This window comes from Klebsiella spallanzanii, from assembly GCF_902158555.1.
GTDB classification, from domain to species: domain Bacteria; phylum Pseudomonadota; class Gammaproteobacteria; order Enterobacterales; family Enterobacteriaceae; genus Klebsiella; species Klebsiella spallanzanii.
Map to the genome: position 1 here is coordinate 95,817 of NZ_CABGGS010000003.1, position 14,021 is coordinate 109,837.

Sequence of the window (14,021 nt, forward strand, 5' to 3'; positions counted from 1 at the left end):
CTGTGGCTTTACTCCTGAAACTGCTTGTAATATCTTTCGGTAAAAATATCCAAAACAAGGAATAAGTTTTGCGAAAAATAACGTTGCGAAAGACAACTATTGCCATGATATGCATGGCCTACCCCTCAGTATCCTATTTACAACCGCTGCCACAGGAAAAATCTGAGCCTATAACATTCATCGCTCAAATAGATAAGATTGATATTGGTAAAACCGCTATCGGTAAAGATATGAAGCTGCTGTTAGCCGATCGCTTCTATTTTAAAAGTAAGACGCCCTGTAACCGGGATACGCTTTCAGCCCGTCCTCAATCATTCGGTTTGACGCCTAAAGCATATGCTGAAAAAATTCGTAGTCTGGTGCCGGCAGTTCTGGACGATCGTTATTTTTATTTCACCGTCGATCAATGCGATGGTGAAGGCACGTCGATGTTGACCGACATCGAAATATGTACCGAGGCGCTGTGCGGCGCAGAGTATATGAAAAAATCCCTCTATATTTGGCTGAATGGAGAGATCAAGGCCACGGTGAAGCGCAGGGCAGAGTTGTTTGTTGAACTTCCTCTTCCCTTTGATAAAGAGAAAAAGCTGTGGAAAGTGGTCGGCTGGTATATTGAACCCCAGGAGGGTAATGCCGGGAAAAAACGGATGGCTTTTGAGGGGTATACCGACGAAGAGTCATTTAAACAACAACGGTTTATCGGTGAGTTGAAATCCTGGTATAAGAGTGGAAACATCAGCGGTACCGCTAATTATAATCATGAAGGCAATCTGCAAGGCCGTTATGATGCATATTATGATGAAAAAGATAAAAAGGCTGAAACAGCGGTATTCGCCAATGGTTTAATCAATGGGGAATATATTGTCTATTATAAAAATGGCGCGATAGAGAGCCAGCGTCAGTTTGTTGACAATAAGATTGCTGACGGTGAATGTCCTCATTATTATGAGGATGGCAGTATTAAGCAGCAGCACAGCTATCTGAATCAACATCTGGAAGGCCCGGCGTTCGAATATTTCGCTGATGGCAAAATCAAAGAAAAATCAACTTACCGCCAGGGTAAGGTCGTCGGCGAGAAAATTATCTATTTTCCTTCAGGACAGGTTCGCTTAATTTTTCATAAAAATGACAGCGGTAATGATGATGGCGTTAGTGAGGAGTACAGCGAAGAAGGGAAGCTGATATCCACATCAACCTATAAAGACGGCAAACAGCTGGCGAAAAAAAGCTGGTACGAGAACGGTCAATTAAAACAGGAAGAGATTTTTGATAGCGAAGGCCGCAGGGATGGTGTGGCAAAAGAGTGGTTTGCCAACGGTCAGATTAATACCGCAGTAAGCTATAAACAGGACGTTAAGGACGGTAGCGCCGAAGAGTGGCAGGAAAACGGTCAGCCTAAATCACTTTACCTCTATAAAAACGGTAAGCTTGACGGTGAGTCTAAATACTGGAATGAGCGGGGTAAATTACTTTATACCACGATGTATAAAGATGATAAAAAGAACGGCCCGGACCGCCGCTGGAGCGAAAATACGGGGAAAATGATCGAAGAAATTGATTATGTCGATGACATCAAAAATGGTATGAAAAAAACGTTTAACGATCGTACGGGAAAATTATTAAGCGCTGTACCTTATGTTGACGGAGATCTGCACGGTACGGAAGAAACCTATGGTCCAGATGGCGTCAGCGTTATCCGCTGTTATCGTAAAAACGAGCAGCTGGCGGCGTTGTACAAACCTACGGAAATCACTAATCGAGCGAATCAGGGAGATGCTGCCGCACAGTATGAACTGGGAAAATATCTCCTGACTTGTACCGACTCTGCCGCTGGAATGGCATGGTTAGAAAAAGCGGCTAAGCAGGGAGGGATGAAAGAAGCCGCTGAAGCGCTCAGACAGTACAAGAAGACGGAAAATCAAAACTAAAAGGAATTATTAGAATGAAAACTAAATTATCTCAACTGTCGCTATTAACCCTGGCTACGCTGTTTTCAACCCATGTCATGGCGCAAAGTCAGCAACAGCCGGATGTTTATTCCGTTGTTGAACGCAAGCTTGAAAAGGCGGTGCCGCTGTCTGACAATTCCACTTTCTCTTCACAAGACCCGTGGTTTGAGCTGCAAAGGGAAATGTTTATGTACGGCCCGATGGAGAGAGCCGATGCATTATTGAAGAAGCTGGACACGCAATCGAAAGAGGCAAAGTTCGCGCTGAATTTCTCTGCCAGCTGGCTTGCCGAAAACGTTTCGCCGGAAGCGGGGCTGGAGTTCCTGGCTAAAATTGGCCTGAAACAGCCTTCCTCAATGGCTTCTTATGAAAGCTATATCAACGCCTGGGTCAAGAATAAACAGCCGGAGCCGGCCCTGGCGCTGCTGAGCAAATCCAATGCGACGATTAAAGCGTATTACTTCCCCATTGTTTTAACCGCTTATCAATCTGACCCCGATCGGGCCGCCGCGCTATATGAAAAAAACTATGGTACCGAAGCGGTATCGCTGCCCTCGCAGCTCAAAATGCTGGTGATTATCGCGAAGGGTTATCAGGCGAAAAATGATATTCCCAACGTCACCGTATATGCCGATAAAGCGCTGGCGATGCTGGACGCGATCATCGCCGAGAAGAAAAATCTTGAAGCCGCCTACTATGAGCAATATATCGATTTACTTAACCTGTATGCCTTTGTTGGTAATAAAGATAAAGCCATTGCCTTATCCGAAAGGTTAACCAGGGCGACGGGGGATAGCGGCAGCTATTATGAGCATTCATTGCCGGGGCTGCTGGCGTTTTATAAAAATAATAACCTGCGGTTACTTTATTCAGTCGCGTTATCGGACCGAATTGTTCAGATCGATAAAGCGTTTGCTTTCGAGCCAAAACCGCAGGATGAGCTAAATCTGATTAGGCTGCTGTTTAATATTGGTGAAAAAGATCTGTTTGAACAGCGCGTGGACAAACTGATGACCGCGCTAGAATATGCCTGTTACGACAATAATTATTGCTACGAAAATAAAATGCAGGCGTTGCAGTATCTTTTTGAGCGTAAACAGGATGCGTTAGCGGATAAATACTTAAATACGCTTATCGCTGAGTCACAGGGGCAGCGTTTTGACCCGTGGGAGAGTGCGACCAAAAGGATCGCAAAAAGTCTGATGGAGATGGGGCGTTCTACCGAAGGACAAAAGCTTGCCGTGAATGCCGAGGCTATTTACCTCGCTGAAGCGAACAATAATCCGGGCAGAAGAATGGCGCGGCCCTATCAAACTCTCGCTGAGTTTTACAGCTATGCCAACGATACCGTTAACGCCCGGCGGGTTCTGCATGAGCATGTCCCGGATGTTGAATCCTATACGATGATTGATTTTTATATGCGGGCGAAAGAGTGGGATAAAGCCCGGGAGCTAATGGTTGGTGAAGAGAGAATTGATAGCCTGAATTTGACGTTGCTGCAAAATCTCTGCGTTACCAGCACGCCGGTATGTATCCAGCACCTCACTTTTACGCTGAATAAGCTAACCACTCAGGTGCCGATAACTTTTAAAGATGCTTCCGGGAACGAGCAGCTGTATCAGGTGGGTAAGATTTTCCATTCACTGGACATCAAGCCGACGGCTGAACAGCAGCAGCTCATTCAGACGCTGTATGACAACGCCGGGGCGATTAAGAAAAACCGTTAACCCTGTTTTCCCCGGTAGCCTCATTGGACTACCGGGGAACGCTATCAACTTAAAAATCCATTTTCACCGTAAACTGCACTTCGCGCGGGTCACCAATTTGGTTACCGAGGTTATTGGTGCCGATAGATGACGTGTAATAGGTCTTATCGAACAGGTTCTTCACGTTAACTTGTAAGGTAACCGGATATTGCAGCTTCATCTTATAGGCCGCGAACACATCCGCTACCGCGTAGCCCTGCAGATAATAATCCGCGCCGTTGGTGCCGGAACGCTTGCTGACCGCCCGACCGCCGCCGCCAATCGTCAGGGTATTGCTGTCGTAGACGTTATGAATGTCATAGCTCAGGAACAGCGAACCTGTGTGCTTAGGTACGTTCGGCAGCGGTTTGCCCTGGTAATCCGGATCATCGGTGACTTTCGCGTCGGTATAGCCGTAGCTGGCGATCACGCTCAGGTTATCGGTCAACGATCCTGCTACATCCACTTCCACGCCGCGCGAGCGGACCTTACCGGCGGTTTTCGCGATGGTTTCATCGCCCACCGCTTCGGTGTAGAGGACGTTGCGTTTATCAATATCAAACAGCGCGATATTGGCGGTAACACCGTTGAACAGCTCAAACTTCGCGCCTAATTCGTATGCGGTAGACTCTTCCGGCGGCAGGTTGCCGATATAGCTGGCGATAGAAGACTGCGGCATAAACGACTGCGCCACGTTACCGAACAGCGAGACGGACGGGGTCAGCTTGTAGACCAGGCCAACTTTTGGTGTCCATTTCTGGTCGCTGCTGTCGGTATTGACGTTAAATGGACGACCTTTACCCGCGTACTGGGTGTAATACTGATAGCGCACCCCGGCGACGGCTATCCATTTATCGCTCAGATAGAGCGCGTCCTGAACATAGCCCGCATAGCTCTCCTGCTGAATACGCTGGTCGCTATCGGATGCCGAAACGCTGGAGCACTTGTCGACCGTGCCGTAGACCGGGTTGTAGATATTGAACCCTTTCACGTTTTTACAGCGGATCATATCGGTACGCAGCAGATCGTAATTCTCGTACGCCAGGCCGGTGAGGATCTCGTTATAGAAACCGCCTATCACCACGTTACCCTGCAAATCCGCCCGCGTGGAGTGCATTTTCTGGGTTGAGCCGTGGGTGGCGTCGACGCGGCGGGTCAGGTCTCCGGTCGCTGAATCATAAGCCATCACGCGAGCCTGGTTATCGTTGTAGTGATCCTGGCTGTAGCTGTAGTCAAAGCGTGCGGTCCAGGCATCACTCAGGCGGTATTCCGCATTCAGCTGCGCGAGATCGGAATAACCGTCGGTAATGTTAAACGGTTCATCGAAACGCGTTTTGCGATCGACGTTAACCGCGTGGCCGGTGTTCAGATCGAAGATAGTGCCGCGATCGAACGGGGTGCTGTAGTTACGGTGTGAATACGAAACGTTTACCGTCGCCTGTTCGCCGAACCAGGTCAGGGAAGGGTTGATAAAGCTGCTCTTCTCTTTACCGAAATTGCGCCAGTAGTCTTCATTCTGATATTCGCCAATCAGCCGGTATGCCAGCTGCGTCCCTTCAATGGGGCCGGTAACGTCAAACTGACCGGTGCCGCCGCCAAAGCTGGTGGACGTAGCGGAAACAGAGCCGCCGAAGGTGCGCTCCGGGCGTTTGGTGACGACGTTTATCAATCCGCCGGGGTCGAGAATACCGTACAGCGTTGAGGCCGGGCCTTTCAGTACTTCGACACGTTCGGTGGAGGCAGTAAAGCTGCGCGGTAGCACGGTACGCAGCCCGTTGGTCATTATCGAGCCGTCGCGGTTAGCACCAAAGCCGCGGCGGGTAAAAGCATCCTGGGTCCCGCCGAGGGTGTTCGTTTGCACGACGTTGGCGACGTTATACAGCGCCTCGTCGAGGTTAGTTGCGTGCTGATCCTGGAGTACTTTATCGCTGACGGTATTGACCACCTGCGGGATATCCAGCATCGGCATCGAGGTTAACGTGGCGGTCGAAGTATTGACCGGTTGATAGCCGTTGGTGGCGTTCTGCTGCGCGCTGTCGGCCACGACTGTCATGGTCTCGTCAGCGGTTTTTTTTGTTTTATCGGCGCTATTTTCTGCTGCCAATAATCCCGGTGAGGTTAAAAAAATCAGTGAAAAAAGCGCACGCCCTTTTAATGCCGAAAAAGGGACATTCAATTGAGTCATTTTCTTGTTTCTCGTGAACGAACCTCGCCTTTGCGGGAGGTAAAGCCAATAAAATCATTGCCCTGGAAAATAGATCTATCTGTTTTTCACGCTATTCTGCGTCCAGATATGTAATTGAGAATCATTCAATCACGAAGAAATGTAGTAGTAAACGTTATGTAAGATAAAAAATCAGCAAAAATAATAATCAATGAATTAGCCGTGTAAGGGAACGATGATTTTCTTTTATTTTATTGTTTTTATTGATTATTAAATCTAATTCTTGTTGTGTGGTTTTTGGTAGTCACTTACCGTAGCCTACGTGGTGATAGGGTATTGACTACTACATTCATCCACCGCATGATCAAAAGAGAATGAGATTTATTTTTGTTTGAGTGCGGAACGAGCGGGCCAGGCGCCACGCCGTTGGGCGCGGGAGCGAATTATGCCACAGCGGGTGTTGCCTGCAGAGCAGGGGATCGTCCTGGATTCCCTGTCGGCCGGATATGGCCAGACGCTAATTGTCGATAATATTCATCTGACCATCCCCCAGGGGAAAATGACGGTACTGGCCGGAGCCAACGGCTCGGGTAAATCGACGCTGCTGTCGACCATCGCCCGGATGCTTAAGCCGCTGGGCGGCTGCGTGCGCCTGGACGGTGAGGTGATTCACCAGATGCCGACCCGGGAGGTTTCCCGCCGGTTGGGTATTTTGCCGCAATCGCCTCTGACCCCCGAAGGGCTGACGGTTTTTGAACTGGTCTCTCGTGGTCGCTACCCCTGGCAGGGGCTGATGCGTCAGTGGTCCGACGCCGATGAAAGGGCTGTAGAAGAGGCGCTCCGGCTTACCGGCACCGCCGAATTTGCCCATTTACCGGTTGATAGCCTCTCCGGCGGCCAGCGCCAGCGCTGCTGGATTGCGATGGCCCTCGCGCAGCAAACGGCGACCATTCTGCTGGATGAACCTACTACCTGGCTCGACCTGCGCTATCAGGTCGATATCCTCGAATTACTGCAAACCTTAACTCGCGAGCATGGTCGCACCGTGGTGACCGTTCTGCATGACCTGAACTTTGCGGTGAACTATGCCGACACGCTGGTGTTTCTCAAAAAAGGGCAGATTGCCGGGGTGATTAGTGAAAAGGATGTTTGTACCCCGGAGCTGATTAAAACCGTCTTTGACGTTGATGTGCAGATGTCGTTTAACCCGCAGACGGGTAAACCCTTCTTCATGCCGTTTCGCGTTCGCGAGGAGAGCGCTTTATGAGCGCCTCTGCGCTGCTCCTGCATCGCCGACAATCCCGGCCCCGGCTGGCGCTGGTACTGCTGAGTCTTTTGCTGCTTGGCGGTTCGCTGGTGCATCTCGGGCTCGGTGCGCGCTGGATTGCGCCGCAAACGGTGATTCAGGCGCTTTTTCATTACGATCCGCGCAACTTCGATCACCGCATTATTGTTGATTTACGCCTGGTACGCCTGGCGGCAGCGCTGCTGACCGGCGCGGCGCTTGGCGTGGCGGGCCTGCTGCTGCAAACCGTGATTCGCAACCCGCTGGGCGAGCCGCATATTCTTGGCCTGAACGCCGGAGCCTCGCTGGCGGTGGTGGCGACTTCGGCGCTGGGAATTAGCCTCGGCGGCGAGGCGTTAGCCAGACCGCTGACCGCCGCCTGCGGCGCGGCGCTGCTGTTTGGCGGCGTGATGTTGCTGTCGTCCTCCGGGCGCGGCGGGGCGACGCCGCTGCGCATTACTCTGTGCGGCGTGGCGCTATCGGCGTTTGCCTCGGCGGTGACGGCGGCGATCCTGATCCTTGATGAACAAACGCTGCTGGCGATGCGTACCTGGCTGGCGGGCGACCTGGCAGGTCTGAGCTGGCAAACGTTGCGCTCCGCGCTGGTTCCGGCGCTGGCGGGGCTGAGCATTGCGCTGGTGCTGGCTCCGCGCCTGAACGTGCTGGCGCTGGGCGATAAGGTTGCGCTTGGGCTGGGGGTGAAGATTGTGCAGACCCGGCTGCTGGGGCTGGCCGCCATCGCGCTGCTTTGCGGTTCCGCGGTGGCGGTAGCGGGTCCGATTGGCTTTGTGGGTCTGGTGGTGCCGCATGTGGTGCGTCGTTTGGTGACTGAAGATATTCGCCTGGCGCTGCCTCTGGCCGCGCCGGTTGGCGCGCTGGTGCTGCTGTTAGCAGATATCGCCGCCCGCACGCTGGTTGCTCCTCAGGAGCTGGCCACCGGGGCGATGACCGCGCTGGTCGGCGCGCCGGTATTTATTTTTATCGCCGCGAGGTTCTTTAAATGAAGAGCGCTGCCCGTCGTGCCGGATTTCGTCCTGTAACCACCGGTTCTTATCATCTGCTGCTGCGCCCGGCGGCGCTGAGAATCGCTAGCGGGTTGTTGCTGGTGATCCTGCTGCTGGCGCTATTCGGTCTGACGCGCGGCAGCTTCCCTATGCCCTCCGGGACGTTGCTCCAGGCGCTGCTGGCTCCGGAAAACGTGGCTGAACAGCAGCGTTTTATCTTGTTTGATATCCGTCTGCCGAGGCTATTTATGGCGCTGCTGTGCGGAGCGATGCTCGGGTTGGCCGGGGCGGCGATGCAGAGCATTACCCGCAACGGTCTGGCGGATCCCGGGCTTATCGGTGTGAAAGAGGGGGCCAGCATTGTGGTGTTGGCGCTGGTGCTGTTCTTCCCGGCAGTGGGACTCGTCTGGCGGCCGCTGGCGGGGATGCTCGGCGGCGTGCTGGTGGCACTGCTGGTTCTGTTGCTGGCCCGCGACTGCTCGCGGCCGCGCTTTATTCTGATCGGTATTGGCGTGTCGTGGACGCTGGCGGCAGCGGTTGGCATTTTCATGACCACCGCAGACGTGCGTGACGTGCAGACGGCGATGATCTGGCTGGCCGGCAGTCTACATGCGGCGACCTGGCCGCTGCTGGTTGTGGCGTTCTGCTGGGCGTTGCCGGGGGCGCTGATTCTGTTTCTTACCGCCCGGGCCGCTGATGCGGCGCTGCTGGGCGACCGGACCGCCATCGGTCTCGGCGTGCGTTTGCAACAACTGACTCTGCTGCGCTTTTTCGCGCCGGTACTGCTGACTTCCGCCAGCGTTTCCTGCGTCGGCAGCCTGGGTTTTGTGGGCCTGATGGCACCGCATATGGCGCGTTTTTTACTGCGCGGCGGCCAGGTAGCGCTGCTCAGTGGCAGCGCGTTGATTGGCGCACTGCTGGTGTTAGTGACCGATACCCTGGGGCGCCTGGCTTTTGCTCCGCTACAAATTCCGGCGGGAATTGTGATTGCTCTGGTCGGCTGCCCGTTTTTTATTGTGCTGCTTTGGCGTCGTCGTGACGCCTTGTAAATCAAAAGGATTGCTATGCGCTGGTTCATTTCTCTGCTGGTTTTAATGACGGGCGTCGCCACGGCGGCCGATACGCAAACATTTACTGATGACTTAGGCCGGACGGTGACCGTCCCGCTGCACCCGCAGCGCATTGTGTCGATGCACGATCTGGATATCACCATTCCGCTGATCGAGCTTGGGGTGCCGCCGGTCGCCAGCCACGGACGGACCCGTCCTGACGGCAGCCATTTTCTCCGTTCCAGCGCGCAGTTAACCGGGATCGATTTCGATAACAGCGCGATTCAGTTTATCGGCACGGCGGATATCGACCTTGAAGCCGTCGCCGCAGCAAAGCCGGATTTGATTATCACCGAGAACAGCCGCCACGTTTCGGTTGAACAACTGGAGAAGATTGCCCCGACGGTGAGCATTGACCACCTGCAGGGCAGCGCGCCGCGCATTTATAGCAAGCTCGCCCAACTGACCGGCACCCAGCCGCGGTTATTGATCCTCGAACGCCGCTATCAGGAGCAGATTAAGCAGTTGAAGGCGACGGTGGATACGCAAAAGATTGTCGTGTCGGTGATTCAGGCCAATAACGGCAAGGTTACCGTGCATCACTCTTATCATGCTCTGGGACGCGTGCTGCGCGATGCCGGGTTCCGCTTCCCGCCGCTGATTGACAAGATACCCGATGGCCAGCGCATTGACGTGAGTGCCGAACAGTTACCGGAGCTGGATGCAGATTTCGTATTCGCCACCTGGCGCTCGGATACCGGCGGCAAGCCGCAGGATGAGCTACAGGCGATGGAGGGCGTAATGCCGGGCTGGTGTGATTTTATGCGCGCTTGTCGCACCGGGCGCTATATTCTGCTGCCGCGTGAAGATGTTATTTCTAACTCGTTTGCCGCGTTAACGCTGATGGTCGCCCAGGTACAGTCGCATATTGCCGGACGACCGCTGCCTGAGGGATTGAAATGAGAACGGCAATAAAGAGAGAGAGGGGGCGGGTTGACCTGTTCGGCGAGCGTTTTCGCGCCCGCGCGCATCAGTTGTCGCCGCGTCTGCTGGCGGTGGTCAGCTATATCAATGATAACCGCGAAGTGGTACTGGAGCGCACGGCCATGGAGATAGCTACCGCGACGAACACCTCGGATGCCACGGTGGTGCGGGCGATTCAGGCACTGGGTTTTGCCGGACTGCGTGAATTAAAGCAGACCATGGAGCGCTGGTTTGGCCCGTCGGTGACCTCGTCGGAAAAAATGCTTTCGACGGTGAGCGAGCTCTCCAGCGATATCAATTCAAGTATTGATTTCGTGCTGGAGGGGCATCAGCGGGCCTGCGAGGTACTCTCTCGTCCTGATAACCGCGCGGCGGTGGCTCAGGCGGTGGCGTTGCTCACTGATGCGCGCCAGGTAGGGATTTTTGGTATCGGCGCGTCGGGCATTCTGGCGGAGTATACCGCCCGGCTGCTGAGCCGCATTGGCCTGCCTTCGTACGTGATGAATCGCACCGGATTTAGCCTCGCCGAGCAGCTAATCAGCCTGCAGCGGGGCGACGTGCTGATTATGATGGGGCAAAAATCGCCGCATCGGGAGGGAATGACCACCCTGCGTGAAGCTCGCCGATTGGGGATCCCGACCATTCTGCTCACCCAGGCGGTGGATTCCCGCTTTAGCCAGGAAGCGCAGGTGGTTATCGACGTGCCGCGCGGCGGCGACAACGGACGGGTACCGCTGCACGGTACGGTGCTGGTGTGCCTGGAGATGATCGTGCTGTCGGTGGCCTCCACCGCGCCGCAAAAGACGGTGAAATCGATGAAGCGGATCAATGAATTGCACCGGGCTATTGGTAAATCCGGCGGTAAACGAAGCTAAATATAAGATAATTCACCACCGGGACGGTTTCCGGTTGCATGCCATGCTGACTCTGTGTATTTTTATGCAAAATTAATGCATAAAATGGAGTTGTCATGGTTAAGAATTGGATGAAAGCATGCTGCCTGGTCGCAGCGATGATCGGCACCGCGCAGGCGGCTCAGCAAACTTACGTGGTGGGCTCCGGTGGAACCTATCGTCCGTTTGAGTTTGAGAACAGCCAGAAACAGCTGGAAGGTTTTGATATTGATATCATCAAAGCGATCGCTAAAGCGGAAGGTTTTGATATCAAACTGGTTAATACCCCGTGGGAAGGGATTTTTGCTACCCTGAGCACCGGCGACCGCGACATCATTATTTCCGGGATCACCATCACCGATAAGCGTAAGCAGATGGTTGATTTCTCAGCCCCGTATTTCCCCGCAGAGCAGTCCATCGTCGTTCCAGCGGACTCGAAAGTCACTTCGCTTGAAGCGCTGAAAAGCGAGAAAGTTGGCGTGGTGAACTCCAGCACCGGCGATATCGTGGTTTCTGATGTCCTGGGTAAAAACAGCACCTCTATCAAGCGTTTTGATAACACCCCGCTGATGCTGCAGGAGCTGTTTGAAGACGGCGTGAGCGCGGCGGTAGGCGACGTTGGCGTGGTGAAATACTACATCAAACAGCACCCGGAGAAGCAGTTCAAACTGGTGCCGGACGCCAAATTTGAACGTCAGTATTTCGGCATTGCGGTAGCGAAAGGCAACAGCGAGCTGCAGGCGAAAATCAACGCCGGTTTACAGAAAATCGTTGCTGACGGCACCTACGCCAAAATCTATAAAACCTGGTTCGACGAGAACGTCCCGACGCTGCCAGCGCAATAATTCGCTTTTTGTTTTCATCACGGCTATCGACACTGGCGATAGCCGTATTTTTTAGGGAAGGGTTATGACGGCATTCCGTTGGGAGATTATCGAGGAGTACGGTCCGCTGTTTATGGACGGTGCCCTGATGACCATCAAATGTACCATTATCTGCGTGATCCTCGGCACCTTGTGGGGCCTGACCCTCGGGCTGGGGCGAATGGCGAAAGCCGAGCACGGGGTATGGAAATACGTTCTGCGTTACCTGGTGCAGTTTCCGGTGCGCTTTTACGTCAGCGCGTTTCGCGGTACGCCGTTGTTTGTGCAAATCATGGTGGTGCACTTTGCGCTGGTGCCGCTGTTTATCAACCCCCGCGACGGTCTGCTGGTGACCAGCGGCATGATGAGCGCTGATTTCGCCCGCGAGCTGCGCTCCAACTACGGCGCGTTTCTCTCCTGTATTGTGGCGATTACCCTCAATGCCGGGGCCTACGTTTCCGAAATTTTCCGCGCCGGTATTCAATCTATTGATAAAGGGCAGATGGAAGCCTCCCGCGCGCTGGGAATGCCGTGGTGGAAAACCATGCGCCAGGTGATTCTGCCGCAGGCGTTTCGCCGCATCCTCCCGCCGCTGGGCAATAACGCTATCGCCATCGTCAAAGACTCCTCGCTGGCTTCAGCCATCGGTCTGGCGGATCTGGCCTACGCCGCGCGTACCGTTTCCGGCGCTTACGCCACCTACTGGGAACCCTACCTGACCATCTCTCTGGTGTACTGGGTTATTACTTTCCTGCTGGCGCAGCTGGTTAACCGTCTGGAAAAGAGGTTTGGCAAGAGTGATTCACATTCATAATTTACACAAGCGCTTTGGCGACAGCCATGTTCTGCGCGGCATCAGCTGTGATATCAAACCGCAGGAAGTGGTCTGCATTATTGGTCCGTCCGGATCGGGGAAAAGTACCTTTCTGCGCTGCATGAACGCGCTGGAAACGGTCAGCGAAGGCGAAGTTGAGGTGAACGGTTTTGCCGCCCACGATCGCGCCACTGACATTAATAAGATGCGCGAAAGCGTCGGTATGGTTTTTCAGCGCTTTAATCTGTTCCCGCACAAAACGGTACTGGAAAACCTGATTATGGCCCCGATGAGCCTGCGCGGTATGGCGCGAGCCGAGGCGGTACATCTGGCGGAAGCGCTGCTGGCGAAGGTGGGCCTGAGCGACAAACGCGACGCCTGGCCTTCAAGCTTATCCGGCGGGCAGCAGCAGCGCGTGGCGATTGCCCGTGCGCTGGCGATGAAGCCGTCGATCATGTTGTTCGATGAGCCGACCTCAGCGCTGGATCCGGAGCTGGTGGGCGACGTGCTGGAGGTGATGAAAAATCTTGCCAGCGAAGGAATGACCATGGTTATCGTGACCCACGAAATGGGCTTTGCCCGAGAAGTGGCCGACCGGGTTATCTTTATCGATCAGGGGATTATTCAGGAAGAGGGCAAACCGGCGCAGATCTTTAGCGCGCCGACCAACCCGCGCACCGCTGAGTTTCTGAGTAAAGTGCTGTAACGGCTATCAGCCCCGGCGGGCGTTGTGCCGCCGGGGGACTATCTGAATGATTTTGTTGCTTATTCCATGGAGGATACTAATGTTAAGGAAGATTTTTATTCCACCGGTTTTGCTGCTGCTGTTTTTGCTTTTTGACCTGTTGATTGCCGGGCACGAGTTTTGGGTATGGAAGCCACTTTCCTTGAGCCTGGCGGCACTGCTGCTGGGGGTATGCGCGGTTATCGTGTTTGGCACGCTATGTCAGTTTTATTCCCGACGCACGACCCTGAATCCGCTTCGGGCAGAGGAAACCACCACCCTGATGACCGACGGCTGGTTTCGCTATTCGCGCAATCCTATCTATCTGGCGATGATTGGCGTACAGGTCGCGTTTATTAGCCTGAGCGGCATACCGCTGCTGCTGCTGACGCTACCGTTGTTTATCTATTTGCTGACCGTGCTGCATATCCGCCCGGAAGAAACGGAACTGGCCCGCCTCTTTCCTCGCCAGTGGCCGGAGTACGCGCGTAGAGTGCGACGTTGGCTGTAGGTGTCGCTTCCACTAAAGAAAATCTTTGTGGGGAGG

At 54.0% G+C, this 14,021-nt stretch carries 12 protein-coding genes; 11 read left to right on the forward strand and 1 reads right to left on the reverse strand.

What is annotated here, in order from left to right; all coding sequences use genetic code 11:
- Positions 1-68: 68 nt before the first annotated feature.
- Both FN082_RS05520 and FN082_RS05525 read left to right on the forward strand, forming a co-directional pair.
- On the forward strand, positions 69-1,928 hold the full coding sequence (locus tag FN082_RS05520) for a toxin-antitoxin system YwqK family antitoxin (RefSeq protein WP_142462915.1): 1,860 nt from the start codon (positions 69-71) through the stop codon (positions 1,926-1,928).
- 14 nt (positions 1,929-1,942) lie between these two features.
- Positions 1,943-3,676, forward strand: coding sequence for a tetratricopeptide repeat protein (locus tag FN082_RS05525; protein WP_142981263.1), 1,734 nt, complete (start codon positions 1,943-1,945; stop codon positions 3,674-3,676).
- A 49-nt stretch (positions 3,677-3,725) separates the two neighbouring features.
- Here FN082_RS05525 and FN082_RS05530 read toward each other — a convergent pair whose 3' ends face one another.
- Entirely contained in the window at positions 3,726-5,798 is a 2,073-nt protein-coding gene (locus FN082_RS05530; RefSeq protein ID WP_139537679.1) for a TonB-dependent siderophore receptor, read from the reverse strand.
- Positions 5,799-6,303: 505 nt separating this feature from the next.
- On the opposite strand from FN082_RS05530, the gene FN082_RS05535 reads away from it, so the two are divergent.
- The 9 genes from FN082_RS05535 (at position 6,304) to FN082_RS05575 (ending at position 13,985) form a co-directional block, all read left to right on the forward strand.
- Positions 6,304-7,125, forward strand: a complete 822-nt coding sequence (locus tag FN082_RS05535) for an ABC transporter ATP-binding protein (RefSeq protein ID WP_139537488.1) — start codon at positions 6,304-6,306, stop codon at positions 7,123-7,125.
- Positions 7,122-8,147, forward strand: a complete 1,026-nt coding sequence (locus FN082_RS05540) for a FecCD family ABC transporter permease (protein ID WP_139537487.1) — start codon at positions 7,122-7,124, stop codon at positions 8,145-8,147. The genes FN082_RS05535 and FN082_RS05540 overlap by 4 nt, the downstream gene beginning before the upstream one ends.
- Positions 8,144-9,196 carry a FecCD family ABC transporter permease gene (locus FN082_RS05545; RefSeq protein WP_139537486.1) on the forward strand — a complete coding sequence of 351 codons (1,053 nt, stop codon included), beginning with the start codon at positions 8,144-8,146 and terminating at the stop codon, positions 9,194-9,196. The genes FN082_RS05540 and FN082_RS05545 overlap by 4 nt, the downstream gene beginning before the upstream one ends.
- 15 nt (positions 9,197-9,211) lie before the next feature.
- Complete coding sequence (locus tag FN082_RS05550) at positions 9,212-10,159, forward strand: ABC transporter substrate-binding protein (protein WP_139537485.1); 948 nt, start codon at positions 9,212-9,214, stop codon at positions 10,157-10,159.
- The gene (locus tag FN082_RS05555) at positions 10,156-11,055 is read left to right on the forward strand and encodes a MurR/RpiR family transcriptional regulator (RefSeq protein WP_142981264.1); all 900 of its coding nucleotides are present in this window, start codon (positions 10,156-10,158) and stop codon (positions 11,053-11,055) included. The genes FN082_RS05550 and FN082_RS05555 overlap by 4 nt, the downstream gene beginning before the upstream one ends.
- Before the next feature lie 95 nt (positions 11,056-11,150).
- Positions 11,151-11,918: a basic amino acid ABC transporter substrate-binding protein gene (locus FN082_RS05560; protein ID WP_139537483.1), complete on the forward strand. Its 768-nt coding sequence runs from the start codon at positions 11,151-11,153 to the stop codon at positions 11,916-11,918.
- Positions 11,919-11,982: 64 nt separating this feature from the next.
- Positions 11,983-12,750, forward strand: a complete 768-nt coding sequence (locus FN082_RS05565; RefSeq protein ID WP_142462910.1) for an amino acid ABC transporter permease — start codon at positions 11,983-11,985, stop codon at positions 12,748-12,750.
- A complete protein-coding gene (locus tag FN082_RS05570; RefSeq protein ID WP_139537676.1) occupies positions 12,734-13,456 on the forward strand; it encodes an amino acid ABC transporter ATP-binding protein in 723 nt (240 codons plus the stop codon). Before FN082_RS05565 ends, FN082_RS05570 begins: the two co-directional genes overlap by 17 nt.
- 79 nt (positions 13,457-13,535) lie before the next feature.
- Positions 13,536-13,985 carry a methyltransferase family protein gene (locus FN082_RS05575; RefSeq protein ID WP_185931873.1) on the forward strand — a complete coding sequence of 150 codons (450 nt, stop codon included), beginning with the start codon at positions 13,536-13,538 and terminating at the stop codon, positions 13,983-13,985.
- Positions 13,986-14,021: the final 36 nt, after the last annotated feature.